The sequence below is a fragment of the Rhodanobacter sp. A1T4 genome, assembly GCF_014207185.1.
Taxonomy (GTDB): domain Bacteria; phylum Pseudomonadota; class Gammaproteobacteria; order Xanthomonadales; family Rhodanobacteraceae; genus Rhodanobacter.
On the sequence record NZ_JACHCP010000003.1, the window covers coordinates 207,476 to 228,009 of the forward strand.

The 20,534-nt window shown below is 61.4% G+C and carries 16 protein-coding genes; 10 read left to right on the forward strand and 6 right to left on the reverse strand.

Features of this window, described 5'->3' with window-relative positions; all coding sequences use genetic code 11:
- Positions 1-14: 14 nt before the first annotated feature.
- A complete protein-coding gene (locus HDE80_RS07240; protein WP_255483623.1) occupies positions 15-1,220 on the reverse strand; it encodes a GAF domain-containing sensor histidine kinase in 1,206 nt (401 codons plus the stop codon).
- 162 nt (positions 1,221-1,382) lie between these two features.
- On the opposite strand from HDE80_RS07240, the gene ispG reads away from it, so the two are divergent.
- Entirely contained in the window at positions 1,383-2,642 is a 1,260-nt protein-coding gene (gene ispG, locus HDE80_RS07245; RefSeq protein WP_184669329.1) for a flavodoxin-dependent (E)-4-hydroxy-3-methylbut-2-enyl-diphosphate synthase, read from the forward strand.
- 70 nt (positions 2,643-2,712) lie between these two features.
- On the forward strand, positions 2,713-3,543 hold the full coding sequence (locus HDE80_RS07250; protein WP_184669330.1) for an aldo/keto reductase: 831 nt from the start codon (positions 2,713-2,715) through the stop codon (positions 3,541-3,543).
- Positions 3,544-3,585: 42 nt separating this feature from the next.
- On the opposite strand, the gene aat is transcribed toward HDE80_RS07250, so the two are convergent.
- Complete coding sequence (gene aat, locus HDE80_RS07255; protein WP_184669331.1) at positions 3,586-4,299, reverse strand: leucyl/phenylalanyl-tRNA--protein transferase; 714 nt, start codon at positions 4,297-4,299, stop codon at positions 3,586-3,588.
- Between the two features lie 505 nt (positions 4,300-4,804).
- On the opposite strand from aat, the gene HDE80_RS07260 reads away from it, so the two are divergent.
- Complete coding sequence (locus tag HDE80_RS07260; protein ID WP_345776421.1) at positions 4,805-5,878, forward strand: hypothetical protein; 1,074 nt, start codon at positions 4,805-4,807, stop codon at positions 5,876-5,878.
- Between the two features lie 177 nt (positions 5,879-6,055).
- On the opposite strand, the gene HDE80_RS07265 is transcribed toward HDE80_RS07260, so the two are convergent.
- Together HDE80_RS07265 and trxB are read right to left on the reverse strand one after the other, a co-directional pair.
- On the reverse strand, positions 6,056-7,189 hold the full coding sequence (locus HDE80_RS07265) for a GNAT family N-acetyltransferase (protein WP_184669332.1): 1,134 nt from the start codon (positions 7,187-7,189) through the stop codon (positions 6,056-6,058).
- A gap of 71 nt (positions 7,190-7,260) precedes the next feature.
- A complete protein-coding gene (gene trxB / locus HDE80_RS07270) occupies positions 7,261-8,262 on the reverse strand; it encodes a thioredoxin-disulfide reductase (protein WP_184669333.1) in 1,002 nt (333 codons plus the stop codon).
- 243 nt (positions 8,263-8,505) lie between these two features.
- On the opposite strand from trxB, the gene ald reads away from it, so the two are divergent.
- The 3 genes from ald to HDE80_RS07285 all read left to right on the forward strand — a co-directional run bounded on the left by ald (position 8,506) and on the right by HDE80_RS07285 (position 12,999).
- Positions 8,506-9,570, forward strand: a complete 1,065-nt coding sequence (gene ald, locus HDE80_RS07275) for an alanine dehydrogenase (protein WP_184669334.1) — start codon at positions 8,506-8,508, stop codon at positions 9,568-9,570.
- Positions 9,571-9,641: 71 nt separating this feature from the next.
- Positions 9,642-11,927: a DNA translocase FtsK gene (locus HDE80_RS07280; RefSeq protein WP_221437486.1), complete on the forward strand. Its 2,286-nt coding sequence runs from the start codon at positions 9,642-9,644 to the stop codon at positions 11,925-11,927.
- A gap of 4 nt (positions 11,928-11,931) precedes the next feature.
- Positions 11,932-12,999 carry a hypothetical protein gene (locus tag HDE80_RS07285; RefSeq protein ID WP_184669344.1) on the forward strand — a complete coding sequence of 356 codons (1,068 nt, stop codon included), beginning with the start codon at positions 11,932-11,934 and terminating at the stop codon, positions 12,997-12,999.
- A gap of 35 nt (positions 13,000-13,034) precedes the next feature.
- Here HDE80_RS07285 and HDE80_RS07290 read toward each other — a convergent pair whose 3' ends face one another.
- Together HDE80_RS07290 and HDE80_RS07295 are read right to left on the reverse strand one after the other, a co-directional pair.
- A complete protein-coding gene (locus HDE80_RS07290) occupies positions 13,035-14,066 on the reverse strand; it encodes an oxidoreductase (protein WP_184669346.1) in 1,032 nt (343 codons plus the stop codon).
- A 33-nt stretch (positions 14,067-14,099) separates the two neighbouring features.
- Entirely contained in the window at positions 14,100-14,690 is a 591-nt protein-coding gene (locus HDE80_RS07295) for a histidine phosphatase family protein (protein ID WP_184669348.1), read from the reverse strand.
- 228 nt (positions 14,691-14,918) lie between these two features.
- Here HDE80_RS07295 and lolA point away from each other — a divergent pair, with 228 nt between their 5' ends.
- From lolA to HDE80_RS07315, 4 genes are all read left to right on the forward strand, one after another.
- On the forward strand, positions 14,919-15,587 hold the full coding sequence (gene lolA / locus HDE80_RS07300) for an outer membrane lipoprotein chaperone LolA (RefSeq protein ID WP_184669350.1): 669 nt from the start codon (positions 14,919-14,921) through the stop codon (positions 15,585-15,587).
- 40 nt (positions 15,588-15,627) lie between these two features.
- Positions 15,628-16,296, forward strand: coding sequence for a YoaK family protein (locus HDE80_RS07305; RefSeq protein ID WP_184669352.1), 669 nt, complete (start codon positions 15,628-15,630; stop codon positions 16,294-16,296).
- Positions 16,297-16,427: 131 nt separating this feature from the next.
- Positions 16,428-19,133 (forward strand): DUF2339 domain-containing protein, encoded by a 2,706-nt coding sequence (locus tag HDE80_RS07310; protein ID WP_184669354.1) that lies wholly within the window; start codon positions 16,428-16,430, stop codon positions 19,131-19,133.
- Positions 19,123-20,517: a DUF3999 family protein gene (locus tag HDE80_RS07315; protein WP_184669356.1), complete on the forward strand. Its 1,395-nt coding sequence runs from the start codon at positions 19,123-19,125 to the stop codon at positions 20,515-20,517. Before HDE80_RS07310 ends, HDE80_RS07315 begins: the two co-directional genes overlap by 11 nt.
- The last annotated feature ends 17 nt before the right edge of the window (positions 20,518-20,534 follow it).

The following is a 20,534-nucleotide window of genomic DNA, read 5'->3' on the forward strand; positions in this document are numbered from 1 at the left end:
CAGGATGCGATGATTCAGGCGCGCGGCAGTTCTACCGAAAACCGGCTGCCGCGGCCGAGCGTCGATTGCACGCGAACCCGGTGGCCGAGTGATTCGGCCGTGCTGCGGACGATCCACAACCCCAGCCCCAGGCCTTCGTTGCGTGTATCGACCTGGCGGAACGCGCCGAACATTTCACCGGTTTGCAGATCGTCCATGCCCAGGCCGGTGTCGATGATTTCCACCACGACGCGATCGCCGCGACGACGGCAGCCGATCAGCACGGAACCGTGTTCGGTGTATTTGACCGCATTGCTCAGCAGGTTGCCGAGCAGGGTTGCCAGCAGGGTTGGATTGCTGAGCACACGCAGGTGGGTCGGCACGCTTCGCAAACGCAGACCCTTGGTTAGAGCGGGTCGTTGCCAGTTGCCGAGTATCGGCTCCAGCACCTCATTGAGGTCGAAGTCCGTTTGATCGGGTGCGACCATTGCTCCTTCGCTACCTGCCATCGTGGCCAGCAGGGTGAACTCGCGATCAATCCGCGCCAGCGCCTCGGTGGCGACATTCAGGGGCGCGCCCTGCTCGGGGCTCAACTCGCGCTGCACTTTGCGGATGGCATACGCTGCCGAGCGCACCGGTGTCTTCAGATCGTGTCCGGCAATCGCCATGAGTTGGCGCCGGTAGTGGTTGGATTCCTGCGCCTGCGTGAGCAGTCGGCGCAATTCGATCTGCGCCATGGTTTGGCGGGCCAGCGCCCGCAACGCTTCAGCCTGCTCGGGGCTCAGCTCGCGTGGCTGCGTGTCCAGCACACATACCGTGCCCAGCGGCAGGCCATCGGCGGTGCGCAGTGATGCGCCAGCATAGAAGCGCAGATGCGGCTCGCCGGTGACCAGTGGGTTATGCCGAAAGCGTTCGTCCTGCAGCGTGTCGGGCACGATAAATACGTCGGTCTGCTGGATCGCATGCGCGCAGATCGAGCTGCTGATCGGTGTTTCGCTGATACCAATGCCGATTTCGCTCTTGAACCATTGCCGCTCACGATCGACCAGACTGACCAGCGCCATGGGCGCGCCGCAAATCAGCGCCGCCAGCCGGGTGATGTCGTCGAAGGCGCCTTCACGCGGGGTATCCAGAATGCCGTAGCTGTGCAGGGCGCCCAGTCGCATGGCTTCGGCCGGCATTGGTGCTGGCAGGGTGCAGTTCGCCACGTGAGGCGAGGCGGAGTGGTCAAGCTCGGTCATTTGGCGATGAGGCAGGCAGAAAAGGGGAGGGCGCGTGCTGGGAAGCCGCGAAGTCGGCGCAGCTTAAGCCACTGTCTTGAGGTTGTCTTGGTGCATGCGGAGCATCGGGTATCCTTGGCGTTTGCCGCGCCACCTTGCGCTTCGCGTTTTCCGGTTACCTCTATGAGCCACGATTCCTCGAACAAACCCCGCCTCGCCGAGTCCGCCCAGCGTCGCCCCAGTGTCAGTGTGCAGATCGGCAAGATCATGGTCGGCGGCGGTGCGCCGATCGTGGTGCAGTCGATGACCAACACCGACACCGAAGACCCGGTGAGCACCGCCAAACAGATCGCCGAGCTGGCCCGCGCCGGTTCCGAGCTGGTGCGCATCACCGTGAATACACCGGCCGCCGCCGCCGCGGTGCCGCGAATCGCCGAACGGCTGGCGATGATGGGCGTGGGTGTGCCGATCATCGGCGACTTCCACTACAACGGCCACCAGCTGCTGGAGGCCGAGCCGGCCTGCGCCGAAGTGCTGGCCAAGTACCGCATCAACCCCGGCAACGTGGGCTTTGGCAAGAAGAGAGACAGTCAGTTCGGCGCGATCATCGAGAAGGCGATCCAATACAAAAAGCCGGTACGCATCGGCGCCAACTGGGGTTCGCTCGATCAGAGCATGGTCGCCACGCTGATGGACGAGAACGCCAAACGTGCCGATCCGTGGGACGCCTCGCACGTGGCGCGTGAGGCGTTGATCCGTTCGGCGCTGGATTCCGCCGCGCGTGCCGAGGAAATCGGCCTGGCCCGTGATCGCATCATTCTGTCGTGCAAGGTATCGGGTGTGCAGGAGCTGATCGCGGTCTATCGCGATCTGGCCGCGCGCTGCGACTACGCCCTGCATCTCGGCTTGACCGAGGCCGGCATGGGGTCGAAGGGCATTACGGCGTCCAGCGCCGCGCTGGCCGTGCTGCTGCAGGAAGGTATCGGCGACACCATTCGCATTTCGCTCACGCCCGAGCCCGGCGGCGCGCGCACCGGCGAGGTGATCGTGGCGCAGGAGCTGTTGCAGACGATGGGCCTGCGCTCGTTCACGCCGCTGGTCACCGCATGCCCCGGCTGCGGCCGTACCACCAGCGAGTTTTTCCAGGAGCTGGCGAAAAAAGTGCAGGAACACGTGCGCGAGCAGATGCCGGTGTGGCGCATCAAGTACGACGGCGTGGAGAACCTCACGCTGGCGGTGATGGGTTGCATCGTCAATGGACCGGGTGAATCCAAGCACGCCAATATCGGCATTTCGCTGCCGGGCAACGGCGAGTCTCCGGCGGCGCCGGTGTTCATCGACGGCGAAAAGGCGATGACCCTGCGTGGTGACAATATCGCCAGCGAATTCGTCGGCATCCTCGATGGTTACGTGACCAGTCATTACGTTTCGCGCACGGATTGATCACGCCGCTTTCAGGGGTGGATGGTGCATGGTTGCTCCTTAGGTTTTGAAACCGATGGAGCAACACCGCATGACTGACAAGCAATCCCTGTTGAAGCTCAACGATGGTATCTACGCGCCGCAGCTCGGTTTCGGTGTCTTTCAGATCGACAACGCGCAGGCCACTGACGCAGTCGCCACTGCGCTGAAGGCTGGTTACCGTTCGATCGACACGGCGGCGTTCTACAAGAATGAAAAAGGCGTAGGCGAAGCGATCCGCGATTCGGGCCTGTCGCGCAGCGACATTTTTCTGACGACCAAGCTGTGGAACGGCGATCAGGGCTTCGATGCCACATTGAAGGCTTTCGATGCCAGCATGGACAAGCTCAGGCAGGATTACGTCGACCTTTATCTGATCCATTGGCCGTGTCCCGCGAAAGACCTGTATGTTGATACGTTCAAAGCCTTCATCCGTTTGCGCGATGAGGGGCGCATCAAGTCGATCGGTGTATCGAATTTCCAGCCGAAGCATCTCGAGAAACTGATCAAGGAAACCGACGTCGTACCGGTAGTCAACCAGATCGAGCTGCATCCGGATTTTGCGCAGGTCGATGTGGCTGGCTTCAACAAGTCCAAGGGCATCGTCACCGAAGCCTGGAGTCCGCTCGGGCAGGGTGGCGATCTGCTGAAAAACAAGATCATCAAGGAAGTCGCCGACGCCCATGGCAAGACCGCTGCGCAGGTCATTATCCGTTGGCATCTGCAACTGGGTCATATGGTGATTCCGAAATCGCAGACGCCGTCGCGCATCAAGGAAAACTTCGACGTGTTCGACTTCGAGCTGAGCAACGATCAGCTGAAAAAGATCAACGGTCTCGATGGTGGCAACCGTATGGGTCCGAATCCCGACGAGCTCAACTGAGCTTGGTTTGAAGTGGCGGAACGGCTCATTCGGGCCGCGCCGTCAGGGCAGAAAAGTGGTCGTCGCGTCTTGCCAGTTTCCAGAAGGAACATGCATGGCCGTGAGCGCGGCTACCTGCGCGAGAAAATCGTCTCGCGCTATTTCGACAGCGCCCATGCTGATCAGATGCGGATTGGTCACCTGCGCATCAAGCAATGGATAGCCACGCTCCGCCAGTAGCGCGCATAGCGCGATCAGCGCAGCTTTCGATCCACCGCTGACGGCACTGAACATGGACTCGCCACAAAACAGTTTGCCGGTTGCCACGCCGTAGATACCGCCGACGAGATTCGTTCCATTCCAGATTTCCACGCTATGCGCATCGCCGCGATGATGCAGTGTTTCATACGCTTGCATCATCGCGGGACTAATCCAGGTGCCGCGTTCCTTTGCACGCTCACCAGCACAACCGCGAATAACGCGATCGAACGCGCGATCTACCGTCACCGTCCAGCCACAGCTCGCCAGCGATCGGCGCGTGCTCCGGCTGACATGTGGAGCGTCGGTGCGAAATACGCAGCGTGGATCAGGTGACCACCACAGGATCGGCTCACCTTCGTTGAACCAGGGAAAGATGCCATGGCGATAGGCGTCGAGCAGGCGATCGGGTGAGAGATCGCCACCGAAGGCGAGCAGTCCGTTCGGCTGGCTCAGCGCACGCTGCGGATTTGGAAAGGCTTCGAGTATCCCTGCATGCAGCTGCGGCAAGACGATCATGGTTCGATGCGGGTGGATGCGTATGGCGAGTGCTCCACCACCAACGATTGGTGTGCCGTCAAATCAAAATTCGCATTGACCAGGCAGCGGTGCAAATGCGAACTGGCTTGCAGAAAGCGACGCATCATCTTGCGCTTTCCCCTCGCGCAGACTCGAAGACCTGCAGCTTGTGGGCGATGCAGAACTCGACGCCAAGGTCGTAATGGCAAAGTGGAAAATCCGCTGGTTGGTGATGTGAGCTCATTTCTACAGAGAGAACCTTGAAAGCCATCCAGTAGTCAAGATCGTCGGGTCAGACAAATGCGTGTCTTTTCCGCATGTTCTTGCGCCAACAACCTATGAGCATCACTGAAAAAACCTCCAGTAGCCAAGTCTTTTTGGGCGGAGATAGATTCCAGGGTTGAAGCTGAAAACCTCGTCTCCAAAGTTTCATTTGATGGTGCTGTACATGTTTTGGGAAGTCGACTCTTGGATGGTCCAGAGCCGAAAACAATGGGAGAGATGTATGCATTTGAAGATGAAACCGGCCGCACGTTGCATGGTCCAGGTCGCAGTTCTCGCAAGCCTTGCTGGCGCAGCGTGGCTTCCATCCGCTATCGCCGCGCCAGCAGCGGGCGATGAGCAAATGGTCAGTCAGGCAGAAACGCAGGCGCGCGCGAGCTGGCGCGAAGACATCTCGCACACCACGCCGCCGGCGGAAGGCTGCTTTCATGCCACGTATCCCAGCATCCTTTGGAAGCAGGTCGGATGCAATGTGGTGACCCCACGCAGCCATCCACTCCCACGAAAGGTGTCACGCCTTAACTCGCTATCGGGTGCAACGCAAACGACGGGCAACGGTGATGATTATGTCGCCGAAGTTTCAGGCCTGATCACCGGAACGGTCGGAACCTTTCCCTCGGTGACTGGCGTGACATCGGAACAAAGCGTCGGCGTTGCCGCGTTTGGTGGTGGCGGTATCCTCGGCGCAAACGAATATACGCTTCAGATCAATTCCAACGCGAATGCGACCACATCCGTTTGCAAGAGCCACTCCGGCTGCACGGTGTGGCAGCAATTCATTTATTCGCCGGACTACAGCACCCAGGGTGAGGCCGCGGTCTTCATGCAGTATTGGCTGATCGGCTACGGCGGCAGTTCGTGTCCGAGCGGATTTGGAAGCGATGGCGGTGGCGATTGCTATAAAAACAGCGCGGCCGTGACGGCACCCGATGTGCCGATTACCCAGCTTGCGAATCTGAAGCTCTCGGGCACCGTGGCGTCCGGTGGCAACGATACGACGGTCTTCACCGATGGCACCGAGGCCTACACCATCAGCGCCAAGGATAGCGTTCTTAAAATTGCCACCGTGTGGGATGAGTCGGAGTTCAATGTCGTCGGCAACGCCGGCGGATCGGACGCTGAATTCAACTCGGGCTCATCGGTCACGGTGAATGTCGCGGTGACTTCCGGCAGCACGGCGGCGCCGACTTGTGTTGCGGATGCCGGCACGACCGGAGAAACCAATAATCTGACTGCAGGCAGTTGTACTGCCTCCGGCGGATCGTCGCCGTCGATTCAGTTTACCGAGTCGAACTGAAGTCCAGCCTAGCTATCCACCGATAGCCGGCTAGGTTTGGAGGCCGAGGGGAGAGATTCCCTCGGCCTTTTTATGGGTGAGGATTATGTGTGTCGGCTTTTGGAATTCAGAGAATGTTTTGTCTGGATCAACACGAGTAGCCCGTTGGGTTTTGCCCCGTTTTGCCCTGGCAAACAATCAGGGTCTGGGGCGAGTCGGGGCATATGGCGAGTGCTCCATCAACTCTTCGTAATAAGCCTCACGCGAATGCGCTTCATGCACCAGGGCGTTGCGCACCGCGAGATCAAAACTTTCGTTGACCAGGTAGTGGCGTGAATGCGTGCGGGTTGGCAGAAAGCCGCGGGCCATCTTGTGCTCGCCTTGCGCGCCGGGCTCGAACGTCTGCAGCTGATTGGCGATGCAGAACTCGATGCCGAGGTAGTAGCACAGTTCGAAATGCAGCCCTGGCACCTCGACTACGCTGCCCCAGTAGCGGCCATAGAGCGTGCTGTTGCCAACCATGAACAGTGCCATCGCCACGATGCGTCCGTCCATGCGCGCCGTGGCCACCTGCACACGATCCCCCAGCGAGCGGCCGAGGTGCCGGAAAAACGGTAGCGTCATCGCCGCATGGTTGCCTTTCATGTCGAAGGTGGTTTCATAGAGCGCGTGCAGTGCGCGCCAGTCGCTGTCGCTGATCGTGCTGCCTGCTTCCATGGCGATCTGCAGGCCGGAGTCGCTGGCTTGGCGGCGCTCCTGGCGGATGTTTTTCCGCTTCTTTCCCGTCAGCCCGGTGAGAAACGCTTCGAAGTGCCGGTAGCCGCGGTTGTGCCAGTGAAACTGCCAGTCGAAGCGCTGCAGCCAGCGCTCATCGAACGCGGGGAGGTCGGCCTCGAGCAGAAAATTGACGTGTGCCGACGACAGCCCGAGCCGCTCGGTTTCGGCCACAAGCCCGGCGACCAATTTTCTCTTGTCGGTATCGTTGGTGGCGAGCAGGCGCGGGCCGGGTACTGGCGAGTAGGGCGCGGCGCCGAGCAGTTTCGGGTAGTAATCACCGCCCGCGCGTTCGAAGGCATTGGCCCAGGAAAAGTCGAACACGAATTCGCCGTGCGAGTTGCCTTTCAGATACGCCGGCGCTGCGGCGACCAGTTTGCCGTCGTGGTAAATAGCCAGATGATGCGCCTGCCAGCCGTAGTCGTGGCGCAGGCATCCGTGCTCTTCCATGCCGCGCAGAAAGGCGTAGCAGACGAACGGATTGCCATCGGCGATCAACGCATCCCACTGCGCAGCATCGACGCTGGCCAGATTGTCGAGAACATGGATTTCGGTCATGACGCTGTTACGGTAACGCAGGCTGCCAACGCCGGCGCAGCCTGCATTTGATCAGCCTCGTACCGTGGTGTTCAGCCGACAGTCGCAGGCACGGCGATTTCGGGTGCTGCTACCGAGTGCGTTTCCTGCTCAAGCCATCGCTCGGCGTCGAGCGCGGCCATGCAACCGAAACCGGCCGACGTGATCGCCTGGCGATAAACGTGATCGGCCACGTCGCCGGCGGCAAACACGCCGGGTACTGAAGTCATCGTCGCCATGCCCTTGAGGCCGGTTTGGATCTGGATGTAGCCGTCGTGCATCTCCAACTGCCCGTCGAAGATGCCAGTGTTTGGCGTATGGCCGATCGCCACGAAGAACCCGGTCGCCTCGATCTCGCGGGTGACGCCGGTCTCGACATCCTTCACGCGCACCCCGGTGACGCCGGAGTCATCGCCCAGCACCTCGTCGATACCTGCGTTCCACACCAGCTCGATCTTGCCGGCAGCGGCTTTCTCGAACAGCTTGTCCTGCATGATCTTTTCGGCACGCAGCTTGTCACGGCGGTGCACCAGGTAAACCTTTTTCGCGATGTTGGACAGGTATAGCGCTTCCTCGACGGCGGTGTTGCCGCCACCGATCACCACCACGTCCTGCTCGCGGAAAAAGAAGCCGTCGCAGGTGGCGCAGGCGGAGACGCCGCGGCCCTTGAACTTCTCTTCCGAGGCGATGCCCAGATATTTGGCGGTAGCGCCGGTGGAGATGATCAGCGCATCGGCGGTATACGTGCCGGAGTCGCCCTTGAGCACGAACGGGCGCTGCTTCAAGTCCACTGAATGAATGTGGTCGAAGATCATCTCGGTATGGAAACGCTCGGCGTGTTCGGCCATGCGCTTCATCAGGTCCGGACCCTGCAGACCCTCGACATCGCCCGGCCAGTTGTCCACGTCGGTCGTGGTCATCAGCTGGCCGCCCTGCTGCAGGCCGGTGATCATGGTCGGCTTCAGGTTGGCGCGCGCGGCGTACACCGCCGAGGTGTAGCCAGCGGGGCCGGAACCGAGGATCAACAGGCGGCTGTGTTTGGTGACGGTGCTCATGGGTATAATCCTTGGGTTTGCTGGACGCTTTGATCGCAGCTTGATAGTCGTTCGCGTCGTCTTTGTGTCAGTCGAAAGGACTGTTCGGGACGGCAGCTTTCCATCCGCAAGGATGGGGAACGCAGCCCTGCGATTCAAGCGTTACGGCTATTGACGTTTACCAACCCCAATACAACCCAGCAACCAACCCTATCTGGCGCCTCCCCACAGCGCCTGCAATGACAACAACAGGACTGCCTCCCCATGCGTATCGGTATCCCCTCCGAAACCAAGACCCTCGAAGGTCGTGTTGCCTTGGTACCCGCCGCCGCCGCCGATCTGGTGCGCCGTGGGCACGAAGTGTTCATCCAGGCCGGTGCCGGCCTGAAAAGCGGCTTTTCCGATGAGGCCTACAGCAGCGCCGGCATCAAGATCGCGGACGATGCCGCGGCGTTGTATGAAGCCGGCGAGCTGATCGTCAAGGTGAAGGAGCCGGTCGCTGGCGATCTGGCGCTGCTGAAAAAGCATCATTTGCTGTTCTGCTACCTGCATCTGGCCGCCGAGCCGGCGCTGACCAAGAGCCTGCTGGATATCGGTCTGACCGGCGTGGCGTTCGAATCGGTGGAAGAAAACGGCGTGTTGCCGCTGCTGCTGCCGATGTCGGTGATCGCCGGTCGTATCGCCACGCAGATCGGCACTACGCTGCTGCATCGTCCGCAGGGCGGCAAGGGCAAGCTGCTGGGCGGCATGGCCTCCACGCCGCGCGGCAAGGTGGTTGTGCTGGGCGCCGGTGCTGCCGGTGGCAATGCGGCTGCGCTGGCCGCCGCCGCCGGTGCCAACGTGGTGGTGTTCGACAAGCGTCAGGATCGCCTGGCCGAAATGATGGCGATGGGTCCGAACGTGACGGCGCTTTACGCCTATGAGTCGTCGGTGGCCGAGGAAGTGCGCAATGCCGACATCGTGGTCGGCGCCGTGCTGATCCCCAGTGCCAAGGCGCCGCGAGTTGTCACCGAAGCCATGGTCAAGACGATGGAGCCGGGCAGCGTGCTGGTCGATATCTCCATCGATCAGGGCGGCTGCTTCGAAACCTCGAAGCCGACCACCTGGAAGGAGCCGACCTATGACGTGCACGGCGTGACGCATTTCTGCGTCACCAATATGCCGGGCGCGGTGCCGCAGACCTCGTCGGTAGCCATTTCGGCGGCCATCCTGCCGTACGTGCAGCGTCTGGCCGGCGGCAACGAGTGGCGCGATTTCGAGCCGCTGCGCGTCGGCATCAATATTGACGGCGGCAAGCTGGTGCATCCGGCATTGCAGGGTATGCTCTGATCAAGACGGAAAAAAGGAAGCCCTCCAAGGTGGCGCGCATTGCAACCGCAAAACAGCAACCGAAGGAAGGCCTGAGCGAGGAGCTGAAGCGCCGGCTGCGTGAAGCCGGCGCCCTGCTGTTGATGCCGCTGGCCCTGTACCTGTTGGTGTGCCTGTTCAGCTACAACGATCAGGATCCCAGTTGGGGCCATGTCGGCAGTGTCGACCATGCGCGCAACTTTGGCGGTGCGGTCGGCGCGAATATCGCCAACGTGCTGCGCTGGATCTTCGGGCTCGCCGCCTACTGTTTTCCCTTGCTGCTCTTGTTGCTTGGCGTGCAGGTGCTGCGCCAGCGCGGCGTGCGCACGGTGCACGCCTGGGAGCCGTCGCTGCGTCTGATCGGGCTGGTGTTTTTCTTCATCACCGGCCCGGCGTTGCTGTATCTCAATTTCCAGGATGATCCTGTGCTGCCGCAAGGTGTCGGCGGCATCATCGGCCTGTGGGTTGGCGACGGGCTGCTGCGCGCCTTCGGTGACAAGGGCGCACCGCTGCTGCTGCTGGCGCTATTCCTCGTGGCCGTGACTCTGGCGACCGGACTGTCATGGTTCAAGGTGATGGACTGGACCGGACAGGCCGTGCTGCGCCTGGGTAACTGGTTCAAGGGCAAGCTGCGTGAAGCGCCGCAGGCGATGGCCGCACGTCAGGCCCGCACCGAACGCGAAGTGGTCAAGAAGGCTGACGCGGTGAAGCAGGCCAATCGCGAGCCGGTGCGCATCGAATCGCCGCCAGCACCGGTCGTTAAGAGTGAGCGCGCCAAGCTGGAAACGCAGATTCCGCTGTTTACCGGCGCCGCTACGCCGGGCGAGCTGCCGCCGCTGTCGCTGCTGGACGAAGCGCCACCGCAGGGGCCGGGTTATTCCGAAGAAACGCTCGAAGTCCTCTCTCGCCAGGTCGAGTTCAAGCTCAAGGACTTCAAGATCGAAGCCAAGGTCGTCGGCGCCTATCCAGGCCCGGTGATTACCCGTTTCGAGATGGAGCCGGCGGCTGGCGTGCGCGGTTCGCAGGTGTCCAGCCTGGACAAGGACATCGCTCGCGGCCTGTCGGTAGTCAGCGTGCGTGTGGTCGACGTGATCCCGGGCAAGAACGTGATCGGCCTGGAAATTCCCAATACCAAGAAGCAGATCGTCTACCTGTCCGAGATTCTGCGCTCGGACAAATACGACCAGCTGAAGTCGCCGTTGGCGCTGGCGTTGGGCAAGGACATCGGCGGCAAGCCCATCGTGGTGGATCTTGCCAAGATGCCGCATCTGCTGGTGGCCGGTACCACCGGCTCGGGTAAATCCGTGGCGGTGAACGCGATGGTGTTGAGCCTGCTGTACAAGGCCAGCGCCAAAGATGTGCGCATGATCATGATCGACCCGAAGATGCTGGAACTCTCGGTGTACGAGGGCATTCCGCATCTGCTGGCGCCCGTGGTCACCGACATGAAGGAGGCCGCCAACGCCTTGCGCTGGTGCGTCGCCGAAATGGAGCGCCGCTACAAGCTGATGGCCGCCGTGGGCGTGCGCAACCTCGGTGGTTTCAACAAGAAGGTGAAGGACGCCGAGAACGCCGGTCAGCCGTTGCTCGACCCACTGTTCCGGCCAAATCCCGAAATGCCCAACTTGGCGGCCGAGCAGTTGGAGCCGCTGCCGTACATCGTGATCATCATCGACGAGTTCGCCGACATGATGATGATTGTCGGCAAGAAGGTCGAAGAGCTGATCGCGCGCCTGGCGCAGAAGGCGCGCGCTGCCGGCGTGCATTTGATCCTGGCCACGCAGCGTCCGTCGGTTGACGTAATCACCGGCTTGATCAAGGCGAATATCCCCACGCGCATCGCCTTTCAGGTATCCAGCAAGATCGATTCACGCACGATTCTCGACCAGTCCGGCGCCGAAGCACTGCTCGGTCATGGCGACATGTTGTACTTGCCGCCAGGCACCGCTACGCCCGAGCGCGTGCACGGCGCGTTCGTCGACGACCACGAGGTGCATCAGGTCGTTGCATGGCTCAAATCGCAGGGCGCGCCGCAATACATCGAAGGCGTGCTGGAAGAAGTGCAGGCCACCAGCGACGGCAAGTTCATCAATGACTCCGGCCTGCCGCAGGAAGGCGAGGAAGGTGGCGGCGATGCCGAAACCGTGCTTTACGACAAGGCCGTCGCCATCGTCACGCAGACGCGCCGCGCATCGATCTCCGGCGTGCAACGCCATCTGCGCATCGGCTACAACCGCGCAGCACGCCTGGTCGAACAGATGGAAGCCGATGGCGTGGTCAGCGCGCCACAACACAATGGCAACCGCGAAGTGCTGGCACCACCACCGCCAAAGAACTGATCCGATGCGGCGCTCCATTTCAATGAGTCACCGCGACTTGCTGCACGCCAAGCTTGGTTCACTGGCTTTTTCTGCTGTGTTCTACGCGCTCGCGTGGTTGCTGCTGCGACATGGTGCTGTGTTCTCGTCGCGTCTGGCCGTCTTTCCCCACTGGCCGGTGTTGTTCGATTTCCTGCTGACCGCGCCGGCTTTCAGCTGGTGGTTGCATCGACATGATCGGAAAAAAGCCTGGCGTAGTGCCCTCAGCGTCGCTGCGCTGGGTCTATGGGTCGCCAGATATTTAATGCCGGGCCTCTCTTCTGAATTGACACGCGAGCTCTTCGGCCTGTGTAAGCTCATGTTCCTGTGCGCCGGGGCTGCAGAGCTGTTTTTGATTGTGCAGATGTTTCGTTGTACCGGTAGGGCTGCGCGAGGAGTAAATCCCGAATATGCCCTGCAGCACTGGATCGGGTTGCGCTTCGGCTCGCTTGCCATCGGTCGAGTCATTGGTTTCGAAGCACGGATGTGGCTTTATGCGTTGATGCCGCGTCAGAGCGCCTGGCGTTATCGAGGCGATCAACATTTCAGCTATCACCTGAAAGATGGTTATGCCGCGACCCTGCAGGGATATCTCGTCCTACTTGTGATTGGCTTGCCGGCGCAGCATTTGCTGCTGCAGCTTTTCAGCCAGCCGTTGGCCTGGGTCACGGATGCGCTGACGCTATACGGCCTGCTTTTTCTCTGGGCACACTATCGGGCTTGCCAGCATTGCCCGGTGTCGCTGGATGGGCAAAATTTGTATCTCCGCCAAGGACTCAACGTGCGTGAGCAGGTTATTCCGCTGCAGTCGATTGTCGGAGTTGAGCATTTCCGTGAATCGGTCAGTCGCCGGGTGCCAGGATCGTTGATTCTTTCGGGCGGTGGGTACCCCAATGTCCGGATTTACCTTCGACAGCACATGCCGATCGAGGGTAGGTATGGACTGACCCAGTCGGTCGATACGATTTATCTGGGACTGGATCAGGTTCCATCGTTTTTAAGCGCACTTGATGCGCTTCGCACTGATCGACGGTTTCCTTTCCCGCGCGACTGACGCCACGCCGGCCACTGCTCAACCACGCAGCAACTTTACAGCAGCGTTATCGTGCGGCCGTCGCTCGCACTGATCTTGGCAATTTCAATGATGCGAATCACGTCGAGCGCCTCGCGCGGGTCGACTGGCACCGGGCCCATGTCTGCAATTGCCGCAGCCATGCTGCGGTAGAAACTCGGGTAGGCACCCGCGGCGACGTCGATGATTTCCGCCACATCGGCACGGGTCAGCGTGGCTGTCGATGTGTAGGTGCTGCTGCCCCAGTGGCTTCCGCTCGGTGTCTTGCCCGCTTTGAGGGCGGCTTCCTGACTGTCAAGTCCCGTTACCACGAGACTGCCGAGCGAGCCATGCACGGTGAAGCGTGGGCCGGGTGCCGAAGCCAGCGTCGAGGCATGCAGCACGACCCGACGTTGGCCATAGCGCAGCACGACATGAAAATAGTCGTCGACTTCAGCTTGTTCGCGCTGGATCGCGATGTCGGCGGTCACCGCCTCGGGCAGACCGAACAGCTGCAGGGCCTGATCGATTGTGTGGGCGCCCAGGTCGAAAAAGACGCCCGAGCCCGGTTTGGCATGCTCTCGCCAGCCTTCCTTGATGGCCGGGCGATGTCGATCGAAATGCGATTCGAAATAATTGACCGAACCCAGCATGCCTCGACGAATCAGATCGGCGACCGTGAGAAAGTCGCCATCCCAGCGTCGGTTATGGAACACGCTCAGCTTCAGCTCGCGCTCCTGTGCGGCAGCGATCAGAGCCTGCGCCTCATCGACCGTCACGGCGAAGGGTTTGTCGACCACCACATGTTTGCCCGCCTGTAGCGCGGCGAGCGCCAGCGGAAAGTGTGTTTCATTCGGGGTGGCGATGACGACGAGATCGATGTCTGCGTTTTCGATCAGCGCCTGAGGCGACGCGTCGATGATCGCATAGGGAAACGCGCGGGCGATATCGTCGCGCCGGCTACTCGCGATGCGCGTCAGCTGCAGGCGCGGCTCGACTGCGATCAGGGGCGCATGAAAAGTGGTGCCGGCGGCACCGTAGCCAATCAAGCCGGTACGGATAGGTGTCATCGGTATGGCCCGTTGGCGACAATGTTTTCGCTGTCACCCATGCAGCGCATTCCACTGTGTAATGGCGCGATCCTCGCGTTCGAAGCCGAGCTTGCTGACCGACGCCGTGCCCAGCACCAGGTGCGCGCCCAGGCGTGCATCGTCGGCCATCCAGCAGCCCGCCAGTACGCGCAGGATGTGCGCATGGGCAAATAGAGCGATGCGACCGTCTACCGTCAGCAGGCGATCGATCAAGGACTCGGCGCGTTGCTGGATCGCGGCGACATCCTCGCCTTCGGGAATGGGGGAATTCCATACCGACCAGTTCGGTGTTTCCTCTCGGATATCCTGTGTCTTGCGGCCTTCGTAGATACCGTAATTCCATTCCAGCAGGCGCGGCTCCAGCTCCATCTGCCCGCCGAGACCTGCCAATCGGCAGGTGTCCTGTGCGCGGGTCAGTGGGCTGCATAGCACCAGGTCGAAAGGCTGTTGCGCCAGCACCGGCTTCAGCGCCGCGGCCTGGCGGCGGCCGTTCTCGGTCAACGGGATGTCGGTGCGGCCGGTGTGTTGTCCGGACAGGCTCCACTCGGTTTCGCCATGGCGGATCAGCCAGATTTCGGGGTGTGTCGTGTTTTTTGAATTCATGGAGCGAGCTTGCCGAAGAAGTGGGAAAGTTACTGTGAATGGTCGGTTTTGCATGGTAATGACGTGCCGTGGTCAAACGGATACCCGGCAAGTCGCCGCCTGTCTGATTGGATCGTCAACAGGCGTCGCCAGTATCGGCACCGAGGTCCGGGCCTTAGACTAGCCGCCATTAAGTCACCGCTGAGCAAACTCGTGCTGACACTCCCATCCATCGTTGCAGGAAACTTCATGAAGCGCCTGATGCTCATTCTATCGACCACCTTTCTCGCCTTGGGACTGGTCTTCGTCGCCCAGGCTGAGCCGGCCGGCGCGGCGCGTGCGCGGCTCGATGCGTTTGCGCAGAACCTGCATTCGTTGACCGGTCAGTTCAATCAGTCGCTGACGGACATCAACGGCAAGTCCAGCAAGACCAGTGCCGGCACGCTGGCGCTGGAGGCACCGCGCCAGTTCCGCTGGGACACGCTGACGCCGTACAAGCAGACCATCGTCGCCGACGGCAGCCGCGTGTGGATCTATGACCCCGAGCTCGAGCAGGTCACGGTACGCGTGCAGAGCAGCGAAGAGGCACACAGCCCGTTGACCGTGCTCACCGACGTCAAGCAGATCGACAAGAACTTCAAGGTAAGCGAGCAGGGCGAGCATGATGGCCTGGTGTGGCTTCGACTCACCTCTACCAGCAAGGATCCGCAGTTCGACTATGCCGACCTCGGCTTCGATGCCAACGGCCTCGCACGCATGACCTTTCGCGATCAGTTGGGCTCGACCACCGACATCCGCTTTTCCGGCTGGCAGCGCAACGCGCCGGTGCCGCCGTCAACGTTCAATTTCGTGCCGCCGCAAGGTACCGATGTGATTGGTGATGCCCCGGTGATCAGCACGCAGCCGCTGAAAGATTGATCCGAAACACAGACCCTGTCGTCATGTATCGACCACCCGCATGATTCGGCAGCTGCCGCGCTGGGCCTGGCTCGGTGGTGGTTTGTTGGCGTGTATTGCGGGGACGATAAATACGGTTGGTTATCTCGGCTTTCGCCACGAGGCGATTTCCCATCTGACCGGAACCACCACGTTGCTGGGTATCGCTGCCGCGGGTGGTGATCTTGGCGAAGGCCTGCACTGGCTGCTGGTACTGCTGGCTTTTCTGCTTGGTGCCATGCTCAGTGGTTTTATCGTGCAGCATCACACGCTGCAACTCGGTCGTCGTTACGGCGTGGCACTGCTGGTGGAGGCAGGGCTGCTGTTGCTGGCGGTGCCGCTGCTGCATGCGCAGATGGATCTGGGTCTTTATGCCGCCTCCGTAGCCTGCGGCCTGCAAAATGCGATGGTCAGTACGTACTCGGGCACGGTGCTGCGCACCACGCATCTGTCGGGATCGTTCACCGATCTGGGTATTGCGCTGGGCCAACTGTTGCGTGGGCTGGAGGCCGACATGTTGCGCGTACGGCTGTGCGTGATGCTGATCGGCAGCTTTCTTGTCGGCAGCGTCATGGGCGGCTTGGCGTATCGCTGGCTGCAGGAAGATACCTTGCTGATCCCTGCTGCCCTGACAGGTATCACCGGGCTCTGCTACCACGTGTATGCAAGTCGGTCTGGCCGTTCGCTTTAGCGATCCTGTTGGCGATAACGAGCGGCAGCTTTGCAGCCATCGGCTTCCATGACAGACTCGCTGCGCATCGGTTTGCACGCATAACCTAAAGCTCGGGTGCGATGGGACGGTGCGTTATCCAGGGAGAGGTCATGTATATCGTCTGGGCAGTCGCAGGGCTGTCGTTGTTTGGTTTGATCGCTAGTGGCGGCCAGATTTTTTTGGGGCTGGCGCTCGGTGCAATGCTGGGTCTGATGTGGGCGCGGTTGTCCAGCGTCAGTCGTGATCTGAAGAAAACTCGTGAGCAGCTCGACGAGTTGATCGCGCATCGCGTCTCGGCCCCGGTCGTCGCCCCAAGGCCGGTGATCGCGCCATCGAATGCGCCGCCCATTCCCGCGGCGCCGCCAACCGTTGCTGTCGCTCCCGTTGATGAGGCCGTTCGTTCTACGCCGTCGCCAGTGCGCGCTGTGTCCGAACGGGCATCGCCACTAGCGAGAATTTCCACGGCCGCACCGCCGTTCGAGCCGCCCAAGCCCGGCTTCGTCGAGCTGGCGATGGCACGCTTCAAAGGCTGGTTTACCGAAGGCAACGTGCCGGTGAAGATCGGTATGCTGGTGCTGTTTGCCGGCGTGGCCGCGCTGTTGAAATATGCGTCCGATACCGGTTTGCTGAATTTGCCGATCGGATTGCGCGTGGCTTTGGTAGCGCTGGCGGCGATCGCCGCGCTGGCCTTTGGTTGGCGTCAGCGCGACATGCGGCGGGTATTTGCGCTATCGCTGCAGGGCGGCGCGATCGGCGTGCTGCTGATCACCGTGTTTGCTGCATTTCGCTTGTATGGTCTGCTGCCGCCAATGGCAGCGTTCGGTTTGTTGATCGTGCTGGTGGCGGGCGTAGGCATGTTGGCGATTCTGCAGGATGCGTTGGCGCTTGCCGTGTTGGGTCTGATCGCCGGTTTCGCCGCACCGATTCTGGTGTCGACCGGTAGCGGCAGTCAGGTCGCGCTGTTCTCCTACTACGCGCTGCTGAATCTGGCGATTCTCGGCATCGCGTGGAAACGCTCGTGGCGGGTGCTCAATCTGCTGGGCTTCGTGGCAACGTTCGGCATCGGTACGGCGTGGGGCGTATTGAAATATCAGCCGGCGCTGTTCGCGGGTACCGAACCCTTTCTGATCCTCAATTTCTTTTTCTATCTGGTTATTCCTCTGCTTTATCTGCTGCGCGCACCAGCGGATCGTGGCAGAGTCATTGATGGCTGCCTGTTGTTCGGCAATCCACTGATCAGCCTGTTGCTGCAGGCAGCGTTGTTGCGTTGGCACGGTCAGCCGCTGGCCATCTCGGCGCTAGCAGCAGCGGTGATCTATCTGGCCGTGGCCTGGCGCATCCGCGATCGCGTCGGGCTGGGTTTACTGCGCGATGCGTGGGCGGTAATGGCGGTGGCGTTCGCCACGCTGGCGGTGCCGCTGGCTTTGAGCGCCAGCCTTACCAGCAGCGTGTTTGCGCTGGAAGGCGCGGGGCTGATCTGGCTGGGTCTGCGTCAGCAGCGCTGGCTGTCGCGCTGGAGCGGTATCGCGCTGCAGCTGTTCGCCGCCATTGCACTGGTTATCAGCGTTGCGGATGGTTTTTCGATTGGATTCGGCCCGTGGCTCGATCGCGGCTTCGTCGGCTTGCTTTTGCTGGCTGCCGGAGCGTTTGCCAGCAGCGGCTTTTATGTGCGCCTTGGCAGCAGCAATACGTCGCAGAAACTGGCGTCTGTACTGTTGTACGCATGGGGCCTGTGCTGCTGGCTGGGCGCCAGTGGCGTCGAGATTCATCGTTACCTGACGATCAATACCGGGGTGGCCGCTTCAACTTTGCTGTTTGCGCTAACCGGCTGGGTCGTTGCCGAGTTGGCGCGGCGGATCGAGCAGCACGTGTTGGGCCGAGCACTGGCGTTTACCGTGTCGCTGATGTTCCTGCTCATGCTGCCGCTGCAGTTCTTCTGGTCGTCATGGAACCTGCTGGCGGTGCTTGTCAGTGCGGTGCTGGGATGGCGCACGCTGCGGTGCCTGCGTGATCGGCCGCGAGCCGTGCTGCTGGCCCAGTGGCTATGGTGCTGGCGCTGGATGCTGCTGGTTGTTTTTGCCCTGCGAGTATTGCTTGTGTCGAAGCTGCAGCTGTCGGATAGCTGGGCGATGCTGCTGACAGCCGCGCCGATGTGCATCGTTCTCTGGCTGAGCCTGACGCGGCCATTGTGGATTGCGCGACCGCTGCCCCAGTACTGGCCACAGTTGCGCGCGCCGCTGCAGTATTCGGTGCTGATCGTGCTCGGCATCATCTGGGCAGGTGCGCTGTTTATGGATGGCGATGTGTCACCGCTGCGTTATCTGCCGATACTCAATCCGATCGAGCTGCTGTTGTTGATGGTTCTTTTTTGCGTGGCGCGATGGATGGGCGATGCCGCCACGCCGCCAGTACTGCGACAGCGCCGACCGATCGTGCTCGGCCTGCTCTTCATGGCCTTCGCCACTAGCGTCACGCTGCGTGCGGTGCATCAGCTGGCGGGTGTGCCGTGGGATGACGCACTCGGCGATTCGAGCCTCGCGCAGATGTCGCTCACGGTGGTGTGGAGCGCACTCGGCCTGCTGGCCTGGGTATGGGGTTCGCGTCGCGGCCAGCGGGTCGTGTGGCTGGCTGGTGCCGTGACCATGGCGGTCGTGCTGGCCAAGTTGCTGCTGATCGATCGCAGCCATCTGGGCAATCTTTTCGGCATCGGCTCGTTCATTGCGTATGGGTTGCTGTGTACGGTGATCGGTTATCTCGCGCCTGCGCCGCCGAAGCGCGCCGATCCCACACCATTGGAGACTGCTGATGCGTCGTGATATTCGAAACCGACGGCGCGTTTTGCTCGCTGCCGTGCTGTTGATGCTATCGAGCTACGCGATGGCACTGGCTAGCGCCGATTACGCCTACCGTTTTGCACTGAATACCCATGGCACAATCGAGGCATGGCGGGTCGAACTGACGCCCGCGGTGTATGCCGTTTCAAAACGCGATGCGGAGCTACGCGATCTGGTCGTGGTCAACGCGCAAGGAGGTGAGGTGCCGTTCGCGCCGTTGCCGCCAGCGCCGCCGCTATCGCATCCTTACAGCTTGAACACCCGATTGCTGCCGTTGCCCGGCGACAATACGAACATGGCGGGCAACGTGCGCGTGCAGCGCAGCGCAAACGGCGACATCGTGATCGGACAGTCGCCCGCCGGAAGCACGGCCAAGCCGACGCAATGGCTGCTCGATGCGCGTCGCGCGGTGAGCCTGGACAGCATCGAAATCGATCCATCCGCACTCATGCAGGATTTGCGTGTTCGACTGGCTGTGGACGCCAGCAACGATCTGCAGCAATGGCAAACGCGCAGTGAGGGCAACGACATTGTCAGCGTCAAGCGCGGTGAGGATGCCGTCGAGCAGCGCAAGATCAGCGTCGGTGGTGATCCCGCCCGTTATTACAGGCTGCGGTTGATCGACGGCGATGCGCCGTGGGACAGCCAGCAGACACCGGCAGTGAGCTTGAGCGGCAGTTTTACCGACCCACTGGCCGACCAGGCCGCCTCGCGGCAGTGGCTCACGTTGTCGCCGTCAGCGGCCATCGCGACAACCGGTGGCGGCATCAGCTATGACTACACTTTGCCGGCACCGCTGCCGGTCGACGCGGCGCGCGTCACGCTGATCGATGCCAACACCGCCGCGCGCTTTACGTTGTCGGCAAACGATGACGGGGACGTCAATGCCGTGTCGCTGACGACGGTTACGGTAGTGCAGGTGGGCAACGCCAAACCGGATTCATCGGCCAGCACATTCGATTCGTTGCGAGTGCAGCACTTGCGTTTGCACACGGATACGCCGCTGCCGCAGGCACCGACGTTAGCCGTGGGTTGGCACGCGGATACATTTGTTTTTCTCGCCGAAGGAGCGGGCCCTTACAGCCTGCTCGCTGGCAGTTACGCCGCGCGCCGCAGTGACTATCCGGTCGATGCCGCACTGGTGAAGATGCGCCCGACCGATGCCACGGCCAACTGGCAACCGCCGTTGGCTGTGCTTGGTGCCCGCAGTGATGCCGGCGGGGACGCCATGCTGTTGCCGCCCAAGCAGCCATACGACTGGAGCAAGCCGCTGCTTTGGCTGGTGCTTGTCGGTGGCGCACTGCTCGTTGTCTGGATGGCGTTGAGCCTGCTTAAACAATCCCGGCGCGATAATGACCAGACCTGATCGACTTTTGCCCTGAT

Excerpts from the sequence above, each read along its gene's own strand:
- HDE80_RS07305 (WP_184669352.1), top strand. The coding sequence starts at position 15,628 with ATGATTCGGCAGCTGCCGCGCTGGGCCTGGCTCGGTGGTGGTTTGTTG.
- HDE80_RS07285 (WP_184669344.1), top strand. The coding sequence starts at position 11,932 with ATGCGGCGCTCCATTTCAATGAGTCACCGCGACTTGCTGCACGCCAAG.
- HDE80_RS07315 (WP_184669356.1), top strand. The coding sequence starts at position 19,123 with ATGCGTCGTGATATTCGAAACCGACGGCGCGTTTTGCTCGCTGCCGTG.
- lolA (WP_184669350.1), top strand. The coding sequence starts at position 14,919 with ATGAAGCGCCTGATGCTCATTCTATCGACCACCTTTCTCGCCTTGGGA.
- HDE80_RS07295 (WP_184669348.1), bottom strand. The coding sequence starts at position 14,690 with ATGAATTCAAAAAACACGACACACCCCGAAATCTGGCTGATCCGCCAT.
- HDE80_RS07290 (WP_184669346.1), bottom strand. The coding sequence starts at position 14,066 with ATGACACCTATCCGTACCGGCTTGATTGGCTACGGTGCCGCCGGCACC.
- HDE80_RS07265 (WP_184669332.1), bottom strand. The coding sequence starts at position 7,189 with ATGACCGAAATCCATGTTCTCGACAATCTGGCCAGCGTCGATGCTGCG.
- HDE80_RS07260 (WP_345776421.1), top strand. The coding sequence starts at position 4,805 with ATGCATTTGAAGATGAAACCGGCCGCACGTTGCATGGTCCAGGTCGCA.
- trxB (WP_184669333.1), bottom strand. The coding sequence starts at position 8,262 with ATGAGCACCGTCACCAAACACAGCCGCCTGTTGATCCTCGGTTCCGGC.
- ispG (WP_184669329.1), top strand. The coding sequence starts at position 1,383 with ATGAGCCACGATTCCTCGAACAAACCCCGCCTCGCCGAGTCCGCCCAG.
- aat (WP_184669331.1), bottom strand. The coding sequence starts at position 4,299 with ATGATCGTCTTGCCGCAGCTGCATGCAGGGATACTCGAAGCCTTTCCA.
- ald (WP_184669334.1), top strand. The coding sequence starts at position 8,506 with ATGCGTATCGGTATCCCCTCCGAAACCAAGACCCTCGAAGGTCGTGTT.
- HDE80_RS07240 (WP_255483623.1), bottom strand. The coding sequence starts at position 1,220 with ATGACCGAGCTTGACCACTCCGCCTCGCCTCACGTGGCGAACTGCACC.
- HDE80_RS07310 (WP_184669354.1), top strand. The coding sequence starts at position 16,428 with ATGTATATCGTCTGGGCAGTCGCAGGGCTGTCGTTGTTTGGTTTGATC.
- HDE80_RS07250 (WP_184669330.1), top strand. The coding sequence starts at position 2,713 with ATGACTGACAAGCAATCCCTGTTGAAGCTCAACGATGGTATCTACGCG.